Raw genomic sequence first — 21,358 nt, 5'->3', positions numbered from 1 at the left:
AGAAGCGCAGCCAGATGCACCGCCTGCGCAAGTGGCAGGAGCGCATCCGCACCAAGGACGCGGGCGAGCGCAACCTCCAGTTCGCGCTCAGCGAGCTCAACCGGATGGCGTCGGCGCTCGGCGTCCCGCGGTCGGTCCAGGAGGTGGCCTCGGTCATCTACCGGCGGGCGCTCAAGGAGGACCTCATCCGGGGCCGGTCCATCGAGGGCGTCGCCACCAGCGCGCTCTACGCGGCCTGCCGGAAGGAGGGCATCCCGCGGTCGCTGGAGGAGGTCTCGGAGGTGGCCCGGGTCGACCGCAAGGAGATCGGTCGGACCTACCGGTACGTCTCCCAGGAGCTCGGCCTCGGGATGGAGCCGGTCGACCCGAAGAAGTACGTCCCGCGGTTCTGCTCCGAACTCGACCTGACCGAGGAGGTCGAGAGCAAGGCCAACGAGATCATCGACGTGACCGCCGAGAAGGGCCTGCTCTCGGGCAAGTCGCCCACGGGGTACGCGGCGGCGGCGATCTACGCGGCGTCGCTGCTCTGCAACGAGAAGAAGACCCAGCGCGAGGTCGCCGACGTCGCCCAGGTCACCGAGGTGACGATTCGAAACCGGTATCAGGAGCAGATCAAGGCCATCGGACTTTACAACTGAGAGACCGTAGTGGACGTCGCGATCCAACCCGTGGCGGAGACGACAATGGAAATGGAACTCGGGCAGCGATTCGAGCGACGACTGGGCGAGGAGTTCGGCGGCGACGCCGGGACGCGGCGGGTCGTCGCGCGACAGGCGCGGGACCTGGCCGACTGCGGACAGTTCGAGAGCGACGTGGACCGGGAGCTGACGGTCGCGGTCGTCGTCGAGAACCTCCGGGACGCGCCCGACGACCTCGCGCTCCCGGAGCGGTGGAACTGGTGGATGGGCGCCCTGGAACTCGCCTACGGCGGCTACGACCGCTTCCGGGTGGTGCGGTGGGCCGGCGGGGCAGAGTAGGCGAGCGGCGCGACCGGCGGGCCGCGTCGCGCCGGACCGAACCGACCGCGGGCGGTCAGGAGGGGAGGCCCCCGGTCGCGCCCAGGTAGGCGACGTAGAACTGGACCGCGTTGAACGCCCCGTGGATGAGCGACGGGACGACCAGGTTGCCGGTCCGCTCGTAGGCCGCGCCCAGCACCGGCGAGAGCACGAGCAGCACCGCCAGGTACGCGAGTTTTCCCGCGCCCTGCAGCGAGAAGACGTGGACGACCGCGAAGACGAAGCTCGACGCGGCGATGGCGACCCAGGGGCCGAACGCCTCGCGGAGCCGGCCCTGGACGACGCCGCGGTAGAGGAGTTCCTCGCCCGGACCGATGAACAGGAACGACAGCGGCACCAGCAGCAGGAAGACCCGGGGGTCCCGCTCGCCGAACTGCTCGACGGCGTTCGACGCCGACTGGACGCCGAACGCGGAGAACAGCGCCGAGAGGGCGACGAGGCCGACGAACAGCGCGACCGTGCCGCCGACCGACCACCCGACGTCCCGGAGCGTCGGGACCCGGACCCCGACGAAGCCCGACCCCCGGCCGGTGTAGACCAGGTACCCCAGCGCGAACGTCCCGAACGCCACGCCCTGACCCATCACGACCGAGAGCGCGAGCAGCAGCGCCGGCCGCTCCGTCAGGGGAACGCCGGCCGCCAGCAGTGCCACCGACGCCAGTCCGACGACCAGCACCGCGAACGCGTATCCGCCGAGACCGAGCGCCGCCGCCGCGAAGAGGGTCCGGCCCGGCGAGGCGGACCGGGCCCGACCGCCGAATCGTACTCGACTCATCCGGTCGAGAGACGGGGCGCAGCTACTTGAAGGTCGCACGGACCGCGTCGACCGGCGCCTCGGGACCCCGGCGGTATCGGGGCGGACGATCCGGGGCGCGCTCGACCTCGAACGCCCGGAGCAGGACGACGAGCCGCCCCGCCGAGAGGGTCGCCCGCAGCACCGGGCCGCGGCTCGTGGCGGCGACGTACGGCGGGGCCGCGACCGGCGGGGCGGGGAGCGACTCGCCGGTCGCGTCGACGGCGTCTGCGAGCACATCGGGCAGGCGCTGCCAGGCGCCCGCGGCCTCGAGTTCGGCCCGGAGCGGGTCGGCGACCGCGGCCGGGTCGGCGGTCGACTCCCCGTCCCACGACTCGGCCACCGCGTCGGCGCACCGGAGGACGGTCGCGACCGTCTCGCGGTGGGAGCCGAGGACGCACTCGCGGGCGGCGGCCGTCGTCTCCGGCTCTGACGGGTCTGTCACGCGCGAGGGTTCGACGCGAGGGGTTAAATCACCACGGCGTCTGCAGCGGGGTCGGAGTCGCCGGTCGAGGCAGTTGAAAAAACCTATAGGACCCCCGTTTCCGGGGGAAAAGCCTACAAGTGACGGGGCTATCGGTGCTGGTAGAGCAAAGATGATTCCACTGTTCGGACCCGTGCCGGGCGGGATGGAGATGATGGTGATCCTCCTCATCGCCGTCCTGCTGTTCGGCGCGAACAAGATCCCGAAGCTCGCCCGATCGACCGGCGAGGCCATGGGCGAGTTCAAGAAGGGCCGCCAGGAGATCGAAGAGGAACTGCAGAGCGCGGCCGACCCGGACGTCGGCACCGAGACCGACGCCGGCGTCGAGACGAAGACCGAGACCTCCGAAGCGTAACGCGGATCGGCGACTTCTCGCGGCTCTCGTAACCACTTTCGGTTTCTTCGGACCCCCAGCCTACCCCGAGGTTAAGAGGCTTCGGTACCAACTCGAAGTACATGAGTAGCGAAGAGCTTCAGGAGACCAACACCGAGGAGCGTTTCGAGTTCAAGAAGGAAGAGAGCGCGGCGCTCCGGTCGGACAAGGGGCTGACCGAGGAGGTCGTCCGACTCATCAGCGAGGACAAGGACGAGCCCGACTGGATGCTCGAGCGCCGGCTGCGCGCGCTGGAGCACTGGCAGGAGATGCCGATGCCGACCGACTGGCCCGCCCAGCCGGACCTCTCCGAACTCGACGTCGAGGAGATCGTCCCCTACATCCGCCCCGACGTCGACAAGCGCGAGGGCGCCGACAGCTGGGACGACCTCCCGGAGGACATCCAGGACACCTTCGAGAAGCTGGGCATCCCGGAGGCCGAGCGCAAGGCCCTCTCCGGCGTCGGTGCCCAGTACGAGTCGGAGGTCGTCTACCAGAACATGCAGGAGCAGTGGGAGGAGAAGGGCGTCGTGTTCTGCAACATGGACGAGGCCGTCCGGGAACACGAGGACCTCGTGAAGGAGCACTTCATGACCTCCTGCGTGCCCCCGAGCGACAACAAGTTCGCGGCGCTCCACGGCGCGGTCTGGTCGGGCGGGAGCTTCGTGTACGTCCCCGAGGACGTCACGGTCGAGATGCCCGTCCAGGCGTACTTCCGGATGAACTCCGAGGGCATGGGCCAGTTCGAGCACACTCTCATCATCGCCGAGGAGGGCTCAGAGGTCCACTACATCGAGGGCTGTTCGGCGCCCAAGTACGGCACCCACAACCTCCACAGCGGGGGCGTCGAGGTGTTCGTCGGCGAGGACGCCCACGTCCAGTACTCGACGGTGCAGAACTGGTCGAAGAACACCTTCAACCTCAACACCAAGCGCGCCATCGTCGAGAAGGGCGGCCGGATGGAGTGGGTGTCGGGCAGCATGGGCTCGAAGGCCACCATGCTCTACCCCTCCTCGATCCTGAAGGGTCGCGGCGCCTCCGCCAACCACATCAGTATCGCGTTCGCGGGCGAGGGCCAGGACATCGACACCGGCGCGAAGGTCTACCACAACGCCCCGCGTACGAATTCGACCATCGAGTCCAAGTCGATCTCGAAGGACGGGGGCCGCACCAACTACCGCGGCCTCGTCCACATCTCCGAGGGCGCCGAGGACTCCAGCACCAGCGTGGAGTGCGACGCGCTGATGTTCGACAACGAGTCGACGTCCGACACCATGCCGTACATGGAGATCGACGAGAGCACCGTCGACGTCGCCCACGAGGCGACCGTCGGCAAGATCGGCGACGAGGACGTCTTCTACCTCCAGAGCCGGGGGCTCGACGACGACGACGCCAAGCAGATGATCGTCTCGGGGTTCATCGAACCCATCACCGAGGAACTGCCCATCGAGTACGCCGTCGAACTCAACCGCCTCATCGAACTCGAGATGGAAGGCAGCCTCGGGTAATCCCGACGCTCCTCGGTCGGTCTCGGTTCGCGGTTCTTCCGCGGTGATTCCCGCACCTTCGTTTCCGGTGTGTCGTTCCTCTCGGTCCGATCGTGGCGGAGTACTGCGCGAATTCCCGGCCGATAGCGGCGAAAGGTGCCGGTAGCTCCCCGAGACGCAATGCGATAGCCGTTTAAGCGAGAAGGGGAATTGTCGCGTATGACCGGCGACTCCGCCGGGGGTGACGACCGCGGCGGGTCACTCGGCATGGACGACGCGCTGAGCCTCCTCAGCGACCGCTATCGGCGCCACGCCCTCGCCTGCCTCGACGGGATGCCCGCCCCCGTCACGCTCGAGGGGCTCACCGACCAGGTCGCGGGCCGGGAGTTCCAGCAGCCGCCCGACAGGGTGTCGATGATGAAGCGCACCCAGATCGCCACCGCGCTCCACCACACCCACCTGCCGAAGCTCCAGGAGATGGGGGTCATCGTCTACGACGACGAGGAGGGGAAGGTGACCGACATCGCCATCGGGCCGCCGCTCACCGGCTTCCTCGACAAGATCAGGCGCCACGAGGGGTGAGCCGTCGCGGCAGAGCGAGGCGACGGACGAACCGATTCGGTCGGAGCGCTCGGTACACGGACGCCGGGTCGGTCGACTCGGCGCCGCAACCGCAAAGTCACTCTCGCCCGTCGGGCCAGACATGGACCAACAGACCCGGTCAGCCGGCGGTCGGTCGCCGCTCGGAACGCTCGCGCTGCTGGCGCTGTCGTTCGCACTGGGATACGCCCTCGGCTCGCGGGGGGACGGCGGGGGCGGCGAGTGGCAGGACGCCGCGAGCGAACCGACCGAGATCACCATCGACGGCGACGAGGACGGGAACGGGGAGTGAGGCGGCCGTCTCTTTTCGACTGCGAGTTCGCGGCGCGACCCGTCAGTACCCCGTCGCGTTGCCGTCCTTCCGGGGCTCGGTCGCGCCCGAGATGACCGGGTCGTCGCCGTCCAGCCCCTCGACCCGGGTGATCTGGGCGCCGCCGAACATCACCGGCGGGAGCACCCGGACGTCGTGGCCCCTCCGGGCGAGCTTCGACTGGATCGCGCCGTCGAGCCGGCCCTCGACCGCGAGCTCGCCCGACTCGCGGTAGCGCCACCGCGGACGGTCGAGCGCGGCCTGCAGCGGCAGGTCGTAGTCCACGACGTTCGAGATCACCTGGACGTGGCCCTGGGGCTGCATGTACCCGCCCATCACGCCGAACGCGGCCCAATCGCCCTCGTCGAACCGCGCGAGTCCGGGGATCAGGGTGTGGAACGGGCGCTTGCCGGGTTCGAGGCTGTTGGGGTGGTCGGGGTCGAGCGAGAAGGAGGCCCCGCGGTTCTGGAGCGCGATGCCGGTGTCGCCCGCCACGAGTCCGGAGCCGAAGCCCGCGAACCGGGAGTTGATGAACGAGACCAGGTTCCCCTCGCCGTCGGCGACCGTCAGGAGGACGGTATCGGCGTCCTCGGCGTGCGAGTCGGGCACGCCGAACGAGACGTCGCTGTCGGCGGTCTCGCCGATGCCCTCGGCCCGCTCGCGGGCCCACTCCTTCGAGCCCAGCGGCGGGATCTCCTCGTACTCGGGGTCGGTGATGTAGCGGTGGCCGTCGTGGAACGCCCGCTTCATCGCCTCGGCGAAGTAGTGGATGCGCTCGGGCGAGTCGAGCGGGTGGTCGCCCGCGCCGATCTCCTCGGCGATGTTCAGGGCTTCGAGCGCGACGAGCCCCTGGTTGTTCGGCGGGAGCTCGTATATCTCGGCGCCGTTGTAGGTGGTCGACACCGGGTCGAGGAACTCCGGCTCGAAGCCGGCGAGATCCTCGACCGTCATGAATCCGCCCTTCGACTGAATCTCGTCGGCGATCTGCTCGGCGATCTCGCCCTCGTACACCACGTCCGCGCCCTCCTCGGCGATTTTCCGCATCGACTCGCCCAGCCGGGGCAGGCGCATCGTCTCGCCCACCTCGGGCGCGCCGCCGTCCTTGAGGTACGCCTCGCGGGCGTGCTCGTCGGTGAACAGCTCCTCGGCGCCGGTCCAGTGGCCGGCGATGATCTCCGAGACCGGGTAGCCCTCGGTCGCGTACTCGATGGCCGGTCCGAGCGCGTCGGCCAGGGAGAGATTCCCCAGTTCCCGCACGGTTGCCTCCCACCCGCGGGCCGTGCCCGGCACCGTGACCGCGTGGGGGCCGAGGAACGGCATCCCCGCCTCCTCGGGCGAGTCGGTGGCGTAGCCCCGCGACTCGGGGTAGTAGTCGCCGGCGTTCGGGTCGTCGTCGAGCGCTTCGCGGACGTTCTCGACGGTCGCCTCGGCCGGCGCGCCGCCGCAGGAGCGCATCGCGCCCACCTCGCCGTCGGCGGTCCGGTAGAGCGCGAACACGTCGCCGCCGAGGCCGGTGCTGGTCGGCTCCACCACGTTGAGCGCCGCGGCGGTCGCCACCGCGGCGTCGAAGGCGTTGCCGCCCTCGCGGAGCAACTGGACGCCCGCCTCGGCCGCGAGCGGCTGGCTGGTCGCGACCAGGCCGTTCGGCGCGTACACTGTCGAGCGTCGGGACTCGAATCGGTCCGGGTCGGGGTCGGTCATGCGAGGGAGTTGCGCACCGGGGCTCAAAAGCGACCGGGAAGGGGCAGGCCGGAACGGCTACGCCTCGACCTCGTCCGGCAGCAGGCCGAGCTGCGAGAGGATGGCCAGGTAGTCGGGGGAGAGCCACGCCTCGGCCACCCTGCCGTCCTCGAAGCGGTCGATGGCGACGCCGGACCACGACAGCCGCTCGTTCGTCGGTTCGATGCCCAGCACCTCGCCCCTGTGGGTGGCGGTGATGGTGAAGTGGACGACTACCTTGTCTCCCTCGGCGATGAGGTCCTCGACCTCGAACTCTTGGTCGCCGAACGCCGCGGCGAAGTCCTCGTAGAACCGCCGGTAGCTCTCGCGGTCGGTCGCGTCCATCCCGAAGAACCCGTGGGTCGTCACGTCCTCGGTGGCGAGTTCGTCGACGACGTCGAAGTTCTCGCGGTGGGTCTCCTCGAGCAGTCGGGCGAGGTTCTCCTTGTTCCGTTCTTCGACGGTCTGGGCCCCGCCCTCCTCGTCCGCGGTCTCGTCTCCGTCGGTCATTCGCTCGCCCCCTCGCCACTCCCCTCGTCGGGGTTCGATTCGACCGTCAGTTCGGCGGTCCCGAACGGCTGGAGCGGTTGCTCGAACGTCGAAGTGAGTTCGTCGTTCGGGAAGAACCCGACGACGCGGGCCGGCTCGTCGCCGACGCTCTCGACCATGTGGGGGACGTCCGCAGGGACGACCGCGCACTGGCCCGTCGCGAGCTAGACCGACTCGTCGCCGACGGTCGCCTCGACCGCGCCCGCGGTGACGACCAGCAGTTCCTCGTTGCTGTCCCTGTGGGTGGGCAGGTAGTTGCCGGGTTCGAGCTCGAAGCTGACGACCATCAGGTCCTCGGCCGAGACGTCGCCGGCGTTGGGCGTGCCGGGCGAGAGCGGGAAGTACCCCCGCAGTCTGGCGCGCTCGTCACCCTCCTGCCAGACGTCGGCGCCCTCGAAGTCGTGGAGGTCGACCGCCTTCAGTTGCTGTCGCTCGGTGCTGTGTCTCTCGGACATGTGCCGAGTAAGTCGGTCTCGCGCGTGCTTTGTTATTTGGTGACGGGAATCAGGACACGGGGGAGTATCGGTCGGTACGATCGCCGGACGGACCGGTAACGCCGGCGGCGGCTCGCCCGGAGCACCGCCGAATCGGCGGATCGGCCGGTATCGGCCCGTTACCCCCTCGCCGCGCTCGTGGGAGAACTGAAGAACGCGCTTTAGCGACGGACCCCCGGATGCTCGACGAGAAGTGCAACAGTCGGGCTTCGGCGCAAGCCGCGGTGAGAGTCACCACGGCGCCGATCGCCGGCTACCGCGACATCGAAAGGGGAACGACGTACGACTCCACGAAGTCCACCAGTTTCCCGACCAGGTCGTCGCGGTCGGTGAAGTACCGGAACCGGAGGTCGTAGGCGTCGTCCATCTCGTCGATGGAGGCGCTGCTGAACTTCGGGACGTAGGTGTTCCGGTCGTCGTCGCTCGGTTCGGCCTCCGCGAGGACGGCCAGGGTCCGGGGGTCGCGTCGCCGCTCGTCGGGCGAGCGGAGCCGGAAGTGCTCCGGAATCGCGCCCGCCTCGGCGCCAGCACCGGTCGTCAGACCGGCCTTCGTGAAGACGAACGCGCTCCCGGCGCTCGCCTTCGCGAACGCGACCGACTGGTCGATGACGGCCATCCCCGGTTCGTCCAAATCCCTGCGTTCGACTTCCCGTTTGGTGGGGATATCGACGTCGCTCGCGATGAACGCGGTCGCCCCCGTCTCCGCGGAGACCCGCTCGCAGACCGTCCGGAGCGTCGCCTCGATGCGGTCCGGGGCCGCCCCGTCGCTCGCGGGGGCCAGCGGGTCCGGCGGGAGCGGGTAGCCCTCGTCGGGGTAGAGGTACGACGGGTCGAGGAGGCGGTACGGTCCCATGAGGAAGACGAAGACGTCGTCTGGGTCGGCACCGGGGATCGAGTCGGCGACGACGGTCTCGACGTCCCGGCCCCGGTACGCCGTCAGGTCGCGCATCTCGTCTCCGGCCTCGTACCGGGGTCGGTTAAAACGAGCGGTAATCCAGATGTCTTAACGAGCGTTAAGGATAAGTGTCCGAGGGCGCAACACGCTGGTATGAGCGAACGCGAGGTCCCGAGCGACGAGCAGTCCGAGGCCCGGGCACAGGTCGAGGCGGAGCTGCTGGGCGGCGTCCTGGACCTCGACCGCGAGGCCGACCGGCTCGCCGCGATGGGCGAACCGACCCGGTTCGTGGTCCTGTACCTGCTCGCAACCGAGGGTCGGCTCCGGAGCGGCGAGCTCGCCGACCGGCTCGACCGCCGGCAGAACGACCTGTACCACCACCTCAACGCGCTGGAGGAGGCGGGGCTCGTCGGGAAGTTCCGCGACGGGCGCAGCCGGGTGTACGAGCTCTCCCCGCTGGCCGAGCGGTTCGTGCCGGCCGTCTTCGACGCCATCGGCGACCGCGCGGAGACGGTGTCGGGCTAGTCCTCCACCGACAATCGAGAGCGACGCGCCGGAGGCGTGCGAACGCCCTCCTCCGCTCCGTGCCGCCGAATCGCGCGCTCTGCCCTCCTGCGAGTCGGCCTCGCCCGCCGACTTCCAAAGCGTTTTGGCTGACCGGTCGGTTAGGTACTGTCAATGAGCGACCCCTCCGAGGACATCATGCGGGCGACATTCCTGGCCCTCTGCGAGCGCGGCTACGCCGACGTCACCATGCGTGACATCGCGGAACAGGCCGATCGGAGCAAGGCCTCGCTCCACTACCACTACGAGAGCAAGCACGGGCTGATGCTCGCGTTCCTCGACCACCTCTTCGAGCGGTTCACGGACAGGGTCGGGTCGTTCGACCCGGCGGCCGACGACCCCGACGAGTTCCTGCGGGCGTTCGTCGACGACGTGCTCCACCCGCCGGACGACGGCGACGACAGCGTCCGGCAGTTCCGGACCGCGGTGCTCGAGATCAAGGCCCAGGCGCCCTACGACGAGGCGTTCCGCGAGCGGCTCGCCCGGTTCGACGACCACATCACCGAGAACGTGAGCGCGGCCGTCGCCGCCGGCATCGAGGCGGGCGTCTACCGCGAGTCGGTCGACCCCGAGGCGGTCGCCCAGTTCGTGCTGACCCTGGCGGACGGCGCCCAGTCGCGCCACGTCGTCGCCGGCGACGACCCCGACGCCGCGATGGCGGCGTTCGAGGCCCACGTCGACAGCCACCTGCTGGCCGGCCCGGAGGGTCGGCCGTGAGCGACCGCGGACCGCCCGGGACCGGGGGACGCGGCCCCGGTCTCCTCCGCCGGATCGCCGACCGGGTCGGCGACCTGTTCAAGGGCCAGGACGAGCTCGACCTGACCAGCGGCGACATCGGCCGGCCGCTGTTCTTCCTCTCGCTGCCGATCATCGTGACGAACCTGCTCCAGGTCGCGTACAACCTCGCGGACACCTTCTGGCTCGGCCAGTACAGCACGGTGGCGCTGGCGGCCATCTCCTTCGGCTTCCCGCTGGTCTTCTTCCTCATCTCGCTGGGGATGGGCGTCTCGGTCGCCGGCAGCGTGCTGGTGGCCCAGCACACCGGCGCCGACGAGCCCCGGAAGGCCCAGTACGCCGCCTCCCAGACGGTCACGTTCGCGTTCCTGGTGTCGCTCACGCTGGGCGTGCTGGGCTACTTCTTCGTCGAGGAGCTGCTCAGGCTGCTGGGCGCCTCGCCGAAGGTGCTGCCGGGCGCCACCGCCTACCTCGAGGTCATGTCGGTAGGCCTCTGGGCGATGTTCGGCTTCCTGGTGTTCATCGCGCTGATGCGGGGCTCGGGCGACACCGTCACGCCGATGCTGGTGATGTTCGGCACCGTGGTGCTCAACGTCCTGCTCGACCCGTTCCTCATCTTCGGCTGGACCGTGGTCGAGAGCGCCCCGCTGGTCGGCACCGTTTCGTTCCCCGAACTCGGCGTCCAGGGCGCGGCCATCGCCACCATCTTCTCGCGCGCGGTGGCGATGGTCGTCGGCCTGGGCATCATGCTCCGGGGCCACCGCGGCGTCCGGATACGACCGAGCGAGATGCTGCCGGATCCCGAGTACGTCCCCCGGCTGGTCCGCATCGGCGTGCCGGCCTCCATCGAGGGGACGGGTCGTTCGATCTCGGTCAACCTGATGCTGGTCGTCGTGAGCACGTTCTCGACCCCCGTGGTCGCGGCGTTCGGGGTCGGCACTCGCATCTTCTCGCTCATCTTCATGCCGGCCATCGCCGTCGACCGCGGCGTCGAGACGATGACCGGCCAGAACATCGGCGCCGACAAGCCCGACCGGGCCGCGACCGCCAACCACTTCGCCGCGAAGGCGTCGTTCCTCGTGCTGGCCGCGGTGGGCGTCGTGGTGTTCTTCACCGCCCCGGCCGTCGTCAGCGTGTTCAGCGACGACCCCGAGGTGGTCCGGGTCGGCGCCGAGTTCCTCCAGTGGGTCGCCCCGACGTTCGGGTTCATCGGCGTCGTCCGGGCCTACTCCGGCGGGTTCCGCGGCGCCGGGAAGGTCATGGTATCGGCCGCGCTCGCCATCCTGATGCTCGGGTTCATCCGCCTGCCGGTCGCCTGGGTCGCCTCCCGGGACGTCGACGTGTCGGTGCTCGAGTTCGCGGTCCCCGGCCTCGGCGCGTTCGAGACCGACGTGCTGGCCGGCACCCCGGTCGCCGACCTGTTCGCCTTCTCGCTGGGGTCGCGGGGCATCTGGCTCGGCTTCGCGGTGTCGAACTTCCTGGCGGCCGTGCTCGCCTACGCGTGGTTCCGCCGGGGCACCTGGCGCGACGCCGACCTCACCGACGACCCGACCGCGGCCGTCGCCGACGACTGAGGCGGGGTCGCTGGGCCCGGCGATCAGTTCTCGTCCGCCTCGTCGACGGCGTCGCCCGGCTCCCCGGCCAGGAACGGCTCCAGGCCGTCGACGAACGCGCCGGTGTCGGCCGGGAACACCGAGACGGGCTTCGGGCGGCCGGCCACCCTGATGCGGACCTTCCCGCGCTTGCGGTACGTCCAGTAGAGGCTGAGCCCGCCGAACGCCGCGAACGCCAGTCCGAGCGCGGCGTTGCGCGGGACCGAGTAGAGCCCGTACCCCGCGAGCAGGACGCTCAGAATCGCGAGGAAGTAGTCGACCTCCTCGACGGTCACCTCGGCCACGTCGTCGAGCGCGACCCGGGTTATCCGGGCGTCCGCGCCCGCTCCGGCGTCGGTCACCACGAGCAGGTGGTCGTCGGTCAGCGCGACCGAGCCGCCGGTCCGCAGGGCCAGTCGCTCGCGTACGGTCTCGCCCTCGGCGAGCGCGTCGGACACGTCGGTCATCGTCGTGGGGTTGCGCCGGCGGGTCGAAAAAGGGTCGGTCGGCCCCGTCGGGTCCCGCCAGGTGACGGTTCCCAGCCGGTTTCCACTTCGCCGGCCACCGGGACCGGTACCCGGGCGTTTATGTTCCAGTCGGACGGCGTAGGACGCATGACCAGAAGCGGCACCGTCGAGCGGGTCTTCACCGCACCCGAGGCCGAAGCCGAGATGGAGGAACAGACCGACGTCGAAGCGGTCGCCGGGCAGGGGCTCCGAGGCGACCGCTACTTCAGCGAGATCGAGACGGGGACCTTCGTCGAGTGGGAGCCGGACGAGGAACGCCGCGACGGGTACGACCTCACGCTGATCGAGCGGGAGGCCGTTGCGGCGATCGAACGCGAGGCGGGGATCGAACTCGCACCGGGGGAACACCGGCGGAACGTCGAGACCCGTGACGTCGCACTCAACCACCTCGTCGGACAACGGTTTCGGATCGGTGACGCCGTCTGTCGAGGGGATCGGCTGTGTGAACCGTGCAGTCACCTCCAGCGCATCACTCAGGACGGCGTACTGCAGGCACTCACTCACCGAGGGGGACTCCGGGCGGACGTTCTCGAAGACGGGAGGATTCGGCCCGGAGACGTCATCGAACCGCTCGAGTGAGCCGCACTCCTTCGTTCCGAGGGAGTCTGTGGTCCCAATCGCGGCTGCCACGACTGGTGTGCGGCTGACAGCGCGCGGGTCGGAACCGCCGCGAGGAACGGGGGACGCCCACCTACGGTAGCACGCGCCTCCGGTACGGTCGGGTTGTCCACGACGTGCGTTCTCTACTGCGACACTTCGATTTGCAGATTCGGAAGGCTGTCCAACTGCCGACGTCCCAGCAGGAGACGCTGACGACATCGCGGTCCGTCGCGGACATCCGAGGTGTTCAGCACGACACGTTTTGCGTTACCCCTTCGCTGACGGGAGCTGAGTGCGACAGTCCCACCGCGAACTGCCGAACCGTCAGTCGGCGCCGGGCGCGCGCTCCTCGGCGTCGGCGTCCGACGACCGGCGGTCCCAGAACGACCGGAACTCGCTGTCGTCCTCGGTGATGTCCGCCCAGGCGGTCAGCCCGCGCTCCTCGCGGCTGCCGGGGATGGTGTTGTCGAGGAAGAACGCGACGATGCCGCCGACCGCCATCCCCGTGCCGCCGATGACGTAGAGGGTCTGAGCGACGAACTCCGAGCCCAGGACCGGCCCCAGCACCGCGACGCCCGCCAGGCCCGACTGGAACGCCTCGGCGCTGCCGACCGCCGACACGTAGTTCGGGATGGCGAGGCCGGTGAACAGCGCGAACCCGACGATGAAGATGTTGCGGTTCTCGTCGAGGTCGACGTACTTGAGCTGCGAGAGGCCGACCGCGGCGATCTGGCCGAACATGACGACGAACAGCCCGCCGACGATGGGCGTCGGGATGGTCGCGAACAGCTGGCCGACGAAGCCGACGTAGCCCACGACGATGGCGACGACCGCGCCGATCTGGACCACGTACCGCGAGGCGACGCCGGTGATGCCGATGGCCCCGACGTTCTCGGTGTACGAGGTCGAGCCGTTGCCGGTGCCCATGACGCCGGCGAACAGGTTGCCCAGCCCCTCCATGCCGATGCCGTGGTCGATGCGCCGCGCGCTGGGCGCGCCCCGGCCGGCCATCCGGGCGACCGAGTGGTAGTCGCCGAAGCTCTCGATGACCGAGGCCAGCATGCCCGCGAACATCCCGATGACGAACGAGCCGCGGAACATGGGCACGCCCCACTGGAACGGGTAGATCGGGACGAACAGCGACGCCTCGAACACCCGCGAGAAGTCGACGTAGCCCGCGGTGCCGGGCGCGTAGACGCCCGTCACCGAGAGGACGGCTGCGATCAGCCAGGCGGTGACCAGCCCGAGCAGCACCGGGAACAGCCGGAACGCCCGGTGGCTGGTCTTGAGGTACTGGGAGAACAGCACGATGAGCGCGACCGTGAGTCCCGCGAGCCACCAGTTCTGGTCGGCGGCGGTGATCTGGGGGACGTTGAACAGCGAGAGCCCGATGAGCGCGATGACCGGCGCGATGACGATGGGACCCATGTGGCGCTTGAGCCAGCCCATCACGCCGAAGTAGCCGATGAGCACCTCGGCGGCGCCGGCGACGATGACCGCGCCCTGGAGCTGGAGGATCATCGTCTCCCAGCCTGCGCCGCTGGTCTGGAGCACCCCGACGATGGCCAGCGCCGGCGCGAGCATCGAGAACGTCCCGCCCTGGACGATGGGGTAGCGGTTCCCGATGGTCGTCTGGGCCAGGGTGGCGACGCCCGAGACCACGAAGAACGTCCCGATGAGCCGGGCGGTCGCCCAGGCGGGCATCCCCATCGCGCCCGCCAGCACCAGCGGGATGGCGATGTTGGCACCGATCATCGTGAGGTAGTGCTGGACGCCCAGCAGCACCGACTCGCCGAGCGGCGGCCTGTCGTCGATGCCGTACTCGACGAAGCTGGCGGGTTCGCGGCCCGACTCGGAGTCCGGGCCCGGACCGGGACCCTCGGGCGCGAAGTCGTCCTTGACCTCCTCGAAGTCGTCGCCGCTCACGGCGACTCACCCGCCGGTGCCGGCGGTTCCACCGACGGTGGCCGCGACGACGCCCGCGAAGTGACTGTGGGTGTGAGATGCATGGGTAGGTTTGGAGAGACGGCGGGCATAAACACACCGGTAGCCGTCCGCGACGGGCGGGCGCCGGCCCGGCCGTTCGGTCGCGGCGGAACGACCGTGCTCCGGCCCGAGGCGTCGACCCGCTCACTCGCCGTCGTCGGACGAGTCCGCGACGTCCTCGACGGACACGGAGCCGTCGGTGACGTGTTCCAGCAGTTCGTAGCTCAGCACGCGCTCGGCGAACGTCGCGAAGCCGTGGTCGACGCCGTCGCTCCACGCCGCCGTCTCGTTGGGCACCCCGGGCAGCCCCCCGTCGTGGACGGCGCTGGCCAGCACCGGGCCGCGGTCGACCATGAGCAGCCGACCGATCCTGGGCGGCTCGTCCCTGGAGCCGAACCACTCGACGAGTGACGTCGTGAACACCGCCTCGCCGAGGTCGCGGTCCGCGAACGCCTCGCGGACCGTCTCGTCGTCGGTCCCGAGGTGGACCGAGACGCCGCGGTCCTCGGCCTCCGAGACGGCGGTCAGTACCCGCTCGGACACGAGCTCTTCGTCGAGCGCGATCAGCACGAGTTCGTCCGCGGCGTCGGTCACGAGGTCGAGCACGCGCTCGGTGACCTGCTCGTGGTCGCTGATGGCCCACACCGCCTGCTGGGACTCCTTGTACACCGGCTCCATCCGACGCAGGGTGCGCTCGACCGTGTCGACGTGCGACTCGTACTCCTTGCGGAGGATTCTGACGGCGGTGTCGATCGAGACGGCCTGGAAGGTCCGGGGTTCGCCCTGCTGGACCTCCACCAGCCCCCGGTCCTGGAGCCGGTCCATCGTCTCGTACACCCGGGACCGCGGGACGTCGGCCACCTTCGCCACCTCCTTGGCGGTGCCGTGGGGTATCCGGGTCAGCGCGACGAAACACCGGGCCTCGTACTCGGTCAGTCCCAGTTGCTCCAGCGCGTTCGCCGCGACCTCCTCGTCGTCCATACCGGGGAGACGGTCGGGAGAGTTGTAGGGGCTGTGGCAGTGACGGCCGGCGGGAATCTGTCAGCCGCCCGAATCGGGCGTTACTCCGCACGCAACACCGGAGCTGTTGTTCCGGTGGAAGTGTCGCTCCGCTTAACTCACTTGGGGTGCTAGCTGGCTCACTGTCACGCCCCGGTCTGTCGGCGCCGTCCCCCGACGCGGCCCGACGACCGGAAGGACCACTGGACACGACACATGACGACAGACGCACACCCCCTCTCGACCGACGCACAGTCGCTGGACACCGTCTTCGCGCTCCTGCGCGACCGCCGCCGCCGCTTCGCGCTCCGCGCGCTCGCGGACCGGGAGTCGCCGGTCGCGCTGGACGGCCTCGCCGCGGCGGTCGCGAGGCGCGAGGCGGCCGACGCCGACGGGCCGCCCCGCGAGGCGTCCGGCACCGCGGCGCCAGCGAGCCCGACCCCCGACGCGACCCCGGCCGCGACCGACGACGTCGCGGAGGCGCTCCACCACGTCCACCTGCCCAAACTGGCCGACGCCGGCGTGGTCGACTACGACGAGGCGGACAACACCGCGACGCTCGCACGGACCGGTGACGTCACGCCGTTCCTCGACGAGGTCGCGGCCGTCGAGTAACCGGCGCGAACGGAAGGACAGCGGGACCGACGACTGCCGCCGGTTCGAGCGTCCTCGGCCGGGAGTCAACGCCGCCCTTCCGCCCGGACGGCCGGCGATAAGCACCGTCTTCTCGGCGCGCGGCCGAGCCGTACGCGACTCATACTTTTTGCCGAACGGGTGGCCGATACGCTCATGTTAGAGTCCGTTCGGTCCCGGAGCGGCCCGGGCGAGGACCCGGAGCGCGAGTCGGTCGTCGTGCCGGCCATCGGAACCGCGAGCTCGGTCTACTGTCTGCGGTCGCTGAGCCGGCGCGGCGTCCACACCATCGCGGCCTCGGAGCAGGACTCGCCGCCGGCGTTCTGGTCGCGCCACTGCGACGAGACCGAGTCGCTCCCCTCGTTCAGGGACGACGTGGTCGCGTACAAGAACGGACTGCTGGCGCTGGCGCGGCGGCCCGACGTGCGGGCCATCACCCCGCTCCGCGAGATCGACGTGTACGTGCTGGCGCGGTACCGCGACGAGTTCGAGGAGCACCTCCGGCACGTCTGGCCGACCACGGAGATGCTCCGGATCACCCACGACCGGGTGTCGCTGATGGACGCGGCCGAGCGGGCGGGCGTCGACGTCGCCGAGACGAAGGTGCTGGGCGACGTCGAGGACTGGGGCCGCGACTGGATCGTCAAGCCGCGGTACGCGGTCCTGGTCGACGAGTACGTCGACGAGTACGCGCCGTCCGACTACGGCGCCGGCGTCAACACCCTCTACTTCGAGCCGGGGGACGAGCCCGACGCCGAGCGCGTCCGCGAGGACATGGGCCACGAGCCCATCGCCCAGGAGCGGGTCTCCGGCGAGGAGTACGCGTTCTGGGCGATGTACGACCGCGGCGAGGCGCTGGCGACCTGCCAGAAGGTCCAGACCCGGTCGGTCACCTACGCCGGCGGGTCCAGCGTCTACCGCGAGACCGTCTCGATCCCGGCGCTCCGCGAGGCGGGCAAGGCGCTGCTCGACCACCTCGACTGGCACGGGCCGGGCTGCGTCCAGTTCATCCGCGACGACGAGACGGGCGAGTTCAAGCTGATCGAGGTCAACCCCCGGCTCTGGGGGTCGGTGACCTGCGCCATCCACGCGGGACGGGACTTCCCGTACTACTACTGGCAGCTGGCCACCGGCGAGCCCGTCGAGGTCGACGAGGCGTACGAGGTCGGCGTCGGGACCCACCAGCTCAGCGGCGAGGCGGTCCACCTCTACAACGTGCTCGCCCACGACAACCCGGTGGTCGACCCGCCGCGGTTCTCGACGCGCGCCTGGGAGATCGCCAAGTCGCTGTACGACCAGCCTAACTTCGACTACCTGTCGCGCGAGGACCCCGGTCCCTTCCTCAGGGAGTGCCTGAACAACGCCGACAAGTTCACCGGCCGGCTCCGGGACGCGCTGACGGTGGGGTCAGACGGCGTGTCGGTCCCCAGCTCCGCGTCGCGGTAGTCATCGCGTCCGGCCCGGATCGCCATCCGACGGGTCGTCCGGGTCGACGTCGGACGGCGGGCCGGAGCTTCCCCCCGGAGCGTCAGCGCCGGCGGCGTCCGACGCCGACCGGGCGTGAACCGGCCCCTCGGCGTCGGTCAGCCGCCCGCCCGACCGGCCGTTCGAGACCGCCAGCACCTCGCCGACGACCGAGAGGGCGATCTGGGCCGGCTCGCCGCCCCCGAGGTCGAGGCCGACCGGCGTCGCGACGCGGTCGCGGTCGGCGGGCGAGAGCTCGACGCCGTCGTCGGCCAGCGCCTCGCGCATCTGTTCGAACCGCTTGCGCGGGCCCATCAGGCCGAGGTACGGGACCCGCGTGTCGAGCAGCGATTCGAGCGCCAGCCGGTCGTCGGCGAAGCCGTGGCTCATCAGCACGGCGTAGGTGTCGGTCGGCTGCGAGACGACGTCGGCCAGGTCCGACGGTCTGGTGGCCACGACGTCGTGGGCGGCCGGGAACCGCTCGGGGTCGCCCCGCGCGCCGCGGGCGGCGGCGACCGTCACCCGGAAGCCGGCGTCGCGGGCGAGGCGCGCGACCGGCCGGACGTCCCCGCCGTGTCCGAATATCAGCAGCTCCGGCGCGGGTTCGAGGCCGTCGACGAAGACGGCGGCGGTCCCGCGGTCGGTCTCCGCCTCGACGGTGTCGGACCGGCCGGCCGCCGCGAACGCCGCCGCGCGGTCGCGGAGCGCCGCCAGCAGGTCGTCGGGGAGCGCCGGCCGGGCGTCGGTCGCCTCGACAGCGCCCGCCTCGTCGACCAGCGCCCGGGCGCCGACCGGGACCGGTCCGTCGCCCTCCGCATCTGCGTCGGCGGCGGAGCCGTCGCTGTCCGCGTCCGAACGGTCGCCGCCGACGACCGTGAGCAGGGCGACGCGCTCGCCGTCGGCGACGCGGTCGAGCGCCGGCCGGAGGCTGGCGTCGGCGGGTTCGACCAGTACGTCGACGACGCCGTTGCAGCCCAGCCCGAACGCCCGGGTGTCGTCCTCGCCCGTCAGGTCGAACGTCTCGCACCGGGGACCGTCTGTCAGCGCGGCCTCGGCGAGGTCGGCGACGGGGCCGTCGAGGCGCCCCGCCGTGGCGGCGCCCGCGGCCGCGCCGTCGGCGACGACCCGCTTCGCGCCGGGCCGCCGGTAGGCCGACCCCTCGACGCCGACCACGGTGGCGAGCGCCGCGGTCGCGTCGCCCTCGGCGGTCGCCTCGTCGACCGCCTCCCGGAGGGTCTCGCGGACCGACAGCGCGCTCGCGGCCCACGGGTCGGTCTCGTCCATGGCAACTGGTAGCAAAGGCAGCTATTTAGGTGTTGGCGTGGCCGGTCGGCGCCGGAGGCATCGCCGGGTGGCGGCTCGATGCAGCGGTCCGGCGACCCCTGACGGCGTCGCCTCCCGGACCCGCGAACCCCGAACGGGGCCGTGACCGAGAACCCTCGCGTGGAGCCGTGAGAGCGACGCCCACACGCGGACGTAAAGATATTTCCGTCGCTCCGTCGCTACGTCCGGCATGGAGCTCTCAGGGAAGTCGGTCCTCGTCACCGGCGGTGCCGGGCTCATCGGCACCCACCTCACCGAGTCGCTCGCCGCGGACAACGACGTGCTGGTCGCCGACAACTGCTCGAAGGGCAACCGCGAATGGGTGCCCGAGACCGCGGCGTTCGCGGACTGCGACCTCACCGACCCCGACGACGTGGCCGAGGTCGTCACCGGGGACCTGGACGTCGTCTTCCACCTCGGGGCGCTCTCGGACGTCAACCGGGGCGACCACCGCCGGGTGTTCGAGGAGAACAACGCGATGCTCTACAACCTGCTGGAGCGCATGGACGAGGTCGGCGTCTCGAAGATCGCCTTCGCCTCCTCCTCGGCGGTGTACGGCGAGGCGCCCCGGCCCACGCCCGAGGACTTCGCGCCGCTCGAGCCCGTCAGCACCTACGGCGCGAGCAAGCTGGCCGGCGAGGGGCTGCTCTCGACGTACGCCCACTCCCACGGCTTCACGACCTGGATGTTCCGCTTCTCGAACGTCGTGGGTCCCCACCAGCGCAACAACGTCATCTCGGACTTCATCGAGAAGCTGCTCGACGACCCCTCCAGCCTCGAGATCCTCGGCGACGGCCGCCAGGAGAAGTCCTACCTCCACGTCGAGGACTGCGTGAGCGGGATGGCCCACGTCGTCGAGCACACCGACGAGCCGACCAACCTCTACAACCTGGGCACCCGGACGACCGTCTCGGTCACCCGGATCGCCGAGATCGTCAGCGACGTGGTGGGCGCCGACCCCGAGTTCGAGTACACCGGCGGCGACCGGGGCTGGACCGGCGACGTCCCCAAGATGCGCCTCTCTATCGAGAAGGCCAGCGCCATCGGCTGGGCCCCCGAGCGCGAGAGCGCCCAGGCGGTCCGGACCGCGGCCGAGCAGCTGTACGAAGAGCTGCGCTGAGGGCGGAGCAGCCGCCGGTCACAGCCACTCGTCGCTCGCGGTCGTGGTGAACGCCTCCCGGGAGACCCGGATCTCGGTCCAGTACACCTCGCCGTCGTACCGCACGAGGTACGTCCCGTCGACGCCGGGCACCGTGCGGCCGTCCTCGTCGTCCTCCCAGGCGGACCGGACCTCTTCGCGGGGGCGGAACCGCCGGGCCAGGTTCCAGACCGCGTCGGGCGGCTTCTCGCCGCCGGGGACGTAGTAGCCACCCTCGTCCTCGATGGCCTGCGAGACGATATCGCGCTCGGCGCTCGACAGGCCCGAGAGCGCGAACGCGTATCGCTCGCGGACCTCTGCGCCGTACGCTTCGGCGGAGGGGTCGACCTGCTCGGCCCGGTAGCGGTAGGTCTTCAGGCTGGTCTCGCGGGAGCCGTCGACTTCGAACCGACCGCTGGTCTCGTCGTCCCAGACGATGACCGGGCGGTCGGGTTCCGGGACGAGCGCGGACTCGGGAACCTCGCGCTCGCGGTACCGCAGCGACGACCCGACCCCGAGCGGGTCGCCGTCGGCCCACCCCCGGGCCGCGAGCTTCTCGCGGTCGACGGCGGGCAGGTCCTCGAACCCGACCGTCTCGCTCTCGGAGACCGACCCGTCGACCGGGTCGAGCGTGAAAGAGAACGCGGTCGCGGGAACGGAGTCGACGACCTCGCGGCCGAGTCGGTACACCGCGCCGTCGTAGACGACCGACCGGTTCGCCGGCAGCGGCGGGTCGGTCCCCTCGGCGGTCGCCGAGCCGTTCTCGACCGCGCCGGCGACCAGCCGGTAGCCCGGCGAGGACCCCTCGTGGAGCCGGTAGGTCACCCGCTCGGCGATCTCGCGGTCGGTTGTCGGCCGCATGCGGAGGGCGGCGGCGGGCGCCCTGGCGCAGCCGGTGCAGCCGCCCGCGACGGCGATCGCCAGGGTCGCGCCGGCGGTGAGGAACTCGCGGCGGTCCATGCCGGCCGGGTTTCTGTCGGTTCGGTATAAAGTGTCGGGTCCGGAGAGCGCAGGGGGTGGAGGGACGAGCCGCGCGCCGGGCCGCGCCGACCGTCGCTCCTGAAGCCTCTCGACTAA

Annotated in this window: 25 protein-coding genes; 13 read left to right on the top strand and 12 right to left on the bottom strand. The window is 70.6% G+C overall.

Annotated features, from left to right (window positions below; genetic code table 11):
• Both ACQUQF_RS24465 and ACQUQF_RS24460 read left to right on the top strand, forming a co-directional pair.
• Nucleotides 1–638: transcription initiation factor IIB (locus tag ACQUQF_RS24465; protein ID WP_435182043.1), on the top strand; the 638-nt coding region annotated here is incomplete at its 5' end.
• 45 nt (nt 639–683) lie between these two features.
• The gene (locus tag ACQUQF_RS24460) at nt 684–977 is read left to right on the top strand and encodes a hypothetical protein (protein WP_435182042.1); all 294 of its coding nucleotides are present in this window, start codon (nt 684–686) and stop codon (nt 975–977) included.
• A gap of 55 nt (nt 978–1,032) precedes the next feature.
• On the opposite strand, the gene ACQUQF_RS24455 is transcribed toward ACQUQF_RS24460, so the two are convergent.
• Nucleotides 1,033–1,791: a CPBP family intramembrane glutamic endopeptidase gene (locus ACQUQF_RS24455; RefSeq protein WP_435182041.1), complete on the bottom strand. Its 759-nt coding sequence runs from the start codon at nt 1,789–1,791 to the stop codon at nt 1,033–1,035.
• A gap of 22 nt (nt 1,792–1,813) precedes the next feature.
• Complete coding sequence (locus ACQUQF_RS24450) at nt 1,814–2,254, bottom strand: hypothetical protein (RefSeq protein WP_435182040.1); 441 nt, start codon at nt 2,252–2,254, stop codon at nt 1,814–1,816.
• Between the two features lie 151 nt (nt 2,255–2,405).
• Here ACQUQF_RS24450 and ACQUQF_RS24445 point away from each other — a divergent pair, with 151 nt between their 5' ends.
• From ACQUQF_RS24445 to ACQUQF_RS24430, 4 genes are all read left to right on the top strand, one after another.
• Nucleotides 2,406–2,648, top strand: coding sequence for a Sec-independent protein translocase subunit TatA/TatB (locus ACQUQF_RS24445; protein WP_435182039.1), 243 nt, complete (start codon nt 2,406–2,408; stop codon nt 2,646–2,648).
• Nucleotides 2,649–2,749: 101 nt separating this feature from the next.
• On the top strand, nt 2,750–4,174 hold the full coding sequence (gene sufB, locus ACQUQF_RS24440) for a Fe-S cluster assembly protein SufB (protein WP_435182038.1): 1,425 nt from the start codon (nt 2,750–2,752) through the stop codon (nt 4,172–4,174).
• 198 nt (nt 4,175–4,372) lie between these two features.
• Nucleotides 4,373–4,735 carry a DUF7344 domain-containing protein gene (locus tag ACQUQF_RS24435; RefSeq protein ID WP_435182037.1) on the top strand — a complete coding sequence of 121 codons (363 nt, stop codon included), beginning with the start codon at nt 4,373–4,375 and terminating at the stop codon, nt 4,733–4,735.
• A 121-nt stretch (nt 4,736–4,856) separates the two neighbouring features.
• Nucleotides 4,857–5,045, top strand: a complete 189-nt coding sequence (locus ACQUQF_RS24430) for a hypothetical protein (RefSeq protein ID WP_435182035.1) — start codon at nt 4,857–4,859, stop codon at nt 5,043–5,045.
• A 42-nt stretch (nt 5,046–5,087) separates the two neighbouring features.
• On the opposite strand, the gene ACQUQF_RS24425 is transcribed toward ACQUQF_RS24430, so the two are convergent.
• From ACQUQF_RS24425 to ACQUQF_RS24405, 5 genes are all read right to left on the bottom strand, one after another.
• Nucleotides 5,088–6,764, bottom strand: a complete 1,677-nt coding sequence (locus ACQUQF_RS24425) for a gamma-glutamyltransferase family protein (RefSeq protein ID WP_435182034.1) — start codon at nt 6,762–6,764, stop codon at nt 5,088–5,090.
• A 57-nt stretch (nt 6,765–6,821) separates the two neighbouring features.
• Nucleotides 6,822–7,292 (bottom strand): ester cyclase, encoded by a 471-nt coding sequence (locus tag ACQUQF_RS24420; protein ID WP_435182033.1) that lies wholly within the window; start codon nt 7,290–7,292, stop codon nt 6,822–6,824.
• Entirely contained in the window at nt 7,289–7,450 is a 162-nt protein-coding gene (locus ACQUQF_RS24415; protein ID WP_435182032.1) for a hypothetical protein, read from the bottom strand. The genes ACQUQF_RS24420 and ACQUQF_RS24415 overlap by 4 nt, the downstream gene beginning before the upstream one ends.
• A 45-nt stretch (nt 7,451–7,495) precedes the next feature.
• On the bottom strand, nt 7,496–7,786 hold the full coding sequence (locus ACQUQF_RS24410) for a hypothetical protein (RefSeq protein ID WP_435182030.1): 291 nt from the start codon (nt 7,784–7,786) through the stop codon (nt 7,496–7,498).
• Between the two features lie 292 nt (nt 7,787–8,078).
• Nucleotides 8,079–8,774 carry a DUF7509 family protein gene (locus tag ACQUQF_RS24405; RefSeq protein WP_435182029.1) on the bottom strand — a complete coding sequence of 232 codons (696 nt, stop codon included), beginning with the start codon at nt 8,772–8,774 and terminating at the stop codon, nt 8,079–8,081.
• A 99-nt stretch (nt 8,775–8,873) separates the two neighbouring features.
• Between ACQUQF_RS24405 and ACQUQF_RS24400 the strand changes: the two genes are divergently transcribed.
• From ACQUQF_RS24400 to ACQUQF_RS24390, 3 genes are all read left to right on the top strand, one after another.
• On the top strand, nt 8,874–9,245 hold the full coding sequence (locus ACQUQF_RS24400) for an ArsR/SmtB family transcription factor (RefSeq protein ID WP_435182028.1): 372 nt from the start codon (nt 8,874–8,876) through the stop codon (nt 9,243–9,245).
• Between the two features lie 153 nt (nt 9,246–9,398).
• Nucleotides 9,399–10,001, top strand: coding sequence for a TetR/AcrR family transcriptional regulator (locus ACQUQF_RS24395; protein ID WP_435182026.1), 603 nt, complete (start codon nt 9,399–9,401; stop codon nt 9,999–10,001).
• A gap of 53 nt (nt 10,002–10,054) precedes the next feature.
• Nucleotides 10,055–11,593 (top strand): MATE family efflux transporter, encoded by a 1,539-nt coding sequence (locus ACQUQF_RS24390; protein ID WP_435182048.1) that lies wholly within the window; start codon nt 10,055–10,057, stop codon nt 11,591–11,593.
• Between the two features lie 23 nt (nt 11,594–11,616).
• On the opposite strand, the gene ACQUQF_RS24385 is transcribed toward ACQUQF_RS24390, so the two are convergent.
• Nucleotides 11,617–12,078 carry a hypothetical protein gene (locus ACQUQF_RS24385; RefSeq protein ID WP_435182025.1) on the bottom strand — a complete coding sequence of 154 codons (462 nt, stop codon included), beginning with the start codon at nt 12,076–12,078 and terminating at the stop codon, nt 11,617–11,619.
• Nucleotides 12,079–12,225: 147 nt separating this feature from the next.
• Here ACQUQF_RS24385 and ACQUQF_RS24380 point away from each other — a divergent pair, with 147 nt between their 5' ends.
• Complete coding sequence (locus ACQUQF_RS24380) at nt 12,226–12,717, top strand: MOSC domain-containing protein (RefSeq protein WP_435182046.1); 492 nt, start codon at nt 12,226–12,228, stop codon at nt 12,715–12,717.
• Between the two features lie 345 nt (nt 12,718–13,062).
• Here the strand turns inward: ACQUQF_RS24380 and ACQUQF_RS24375 are convergent, their stop codons facing one another.
• Complete coding sequence (locus tag ACQUQF_RS24375; RefSeq protein WP_435182024.1) at nt 13,063–14,664, bottom strand: uracil-xanthine permease family protein; 1,602 nt, start codon at nt 14,662–14,664, stop codon at nt 13,063–13,065.
• A gap of 204 nt (nt 14,665–14,868) precedes the next feature.
• Nucleotides 14,869–15,705, bottom strand: a complete 837-nt coding sequence (locus ACQUQF_RS24370) for a TrmB family transcriptional regulator (protein ID WP_435182023.1) — start codon at nt 15,703–15,705, stop codon at nt 14,869–14,871.
• A 234-nt stretch (nt 15,706–15,939) separates the two neighbouring features.
• On the opposite strand from ACQUQF_RS24370, the gene ACQUQF_RS24365 reads away from it, so the two are divergent.
• Together ACQUQF_RS24365 and ACQUQF_RS24360 are read left to right on the top strand one after the other, a co-directional pair.
• Nucleotides 15,940–16,338, top strand: coding sequence for a DUF7344 domain-containing protein (locus tag ACQUQF_RS24365; RefSeq protein ID WP_435182022.1), 399 nt, complete (start codon nt 15,940–15,942; stop codon nt 16,336–16,338).
• A 174-nt stretch (nt 16,339–16,512) separates the two neighbouring features.
• The gene (locus ACQUQF_RS24360) at nt 16,513–17,802 is read left to right on the top strand and encodes an ATP-grasp domain-containing protein (protein ID WP_435182020.1); all 1,290 of its coding nucleotides are present in this window, start codon (nt 16,513–16,515) and stop codon (nt 17,800–17,802) included.
• Here the strand turns inward: ACQUQF_RS24360 and ACQUQF_RS24355 are convergent, their stop codons facing one another.
• Nucleotides 17,803–19,104 (bottom strand): XdhC family protein, encoded by a 1,302-nt coding sequence (locus ACQUQF_RS24355; RefSeq protein ID WP_435182019.1) that lies wholly within the window; start codon nt 19,102–19,104, stop codon nt 17,803–17,805. It lies immediately after the preceding gene.
• Between the two features lie 229 nt (nt 19,105–19,333).
• On the opposite strand from ACQUQF_RS24355, the gene ACQUQF_RS24350 reads away from it, so the two are divergent.
• The gene (locus ACQUQF_RS24350; protein WP_435182017.1) at nt 19,334–20,263 is read left to right on the top strand and encodes an NAD-dependent epimerase/dehydratase family protein; all 930 of its coding nucleotides are present in this window, start codon (nt 19,334–19,336) and stop codon (nt 20,261–20,263) included.
• Nucleotides 20,264–20,281: 18 nt separating this feature from the next.
• Here the strand turns inward: ACQUQF_RS24350 and ACQUQF_RS24345 are convergent, their stop codons facing one another.
• On the bottom strand, nt 20,282–21,241 hold the full coding sequence (locus ACQUQF_RS24345) for a twin-arginine translocation signal domain-containing protein (protein WP_435182016.1): 960 nt from the start codon (nt 21,239–21,241) through the stop codon (nt 20,282–20,284).
• Nucleotides 21,242–21,358: the final 117 nt, after the last annotated feature.

The sequence above is a fragment of the Halorussus sp. AFM4 genome, from assembly GCF_051194995.1.
In the GTDB taxonomy this organism is placed as follows: domain Archaea; phylum Halobacteriota; class Halobacteria; order Halobacteriales; family Haladaptataceae; genus Halorussus.
Note: the sequence above shows the minus strand (reverse complement) of the source record. Positions and strands in the feature narration are given on the sequence as shown.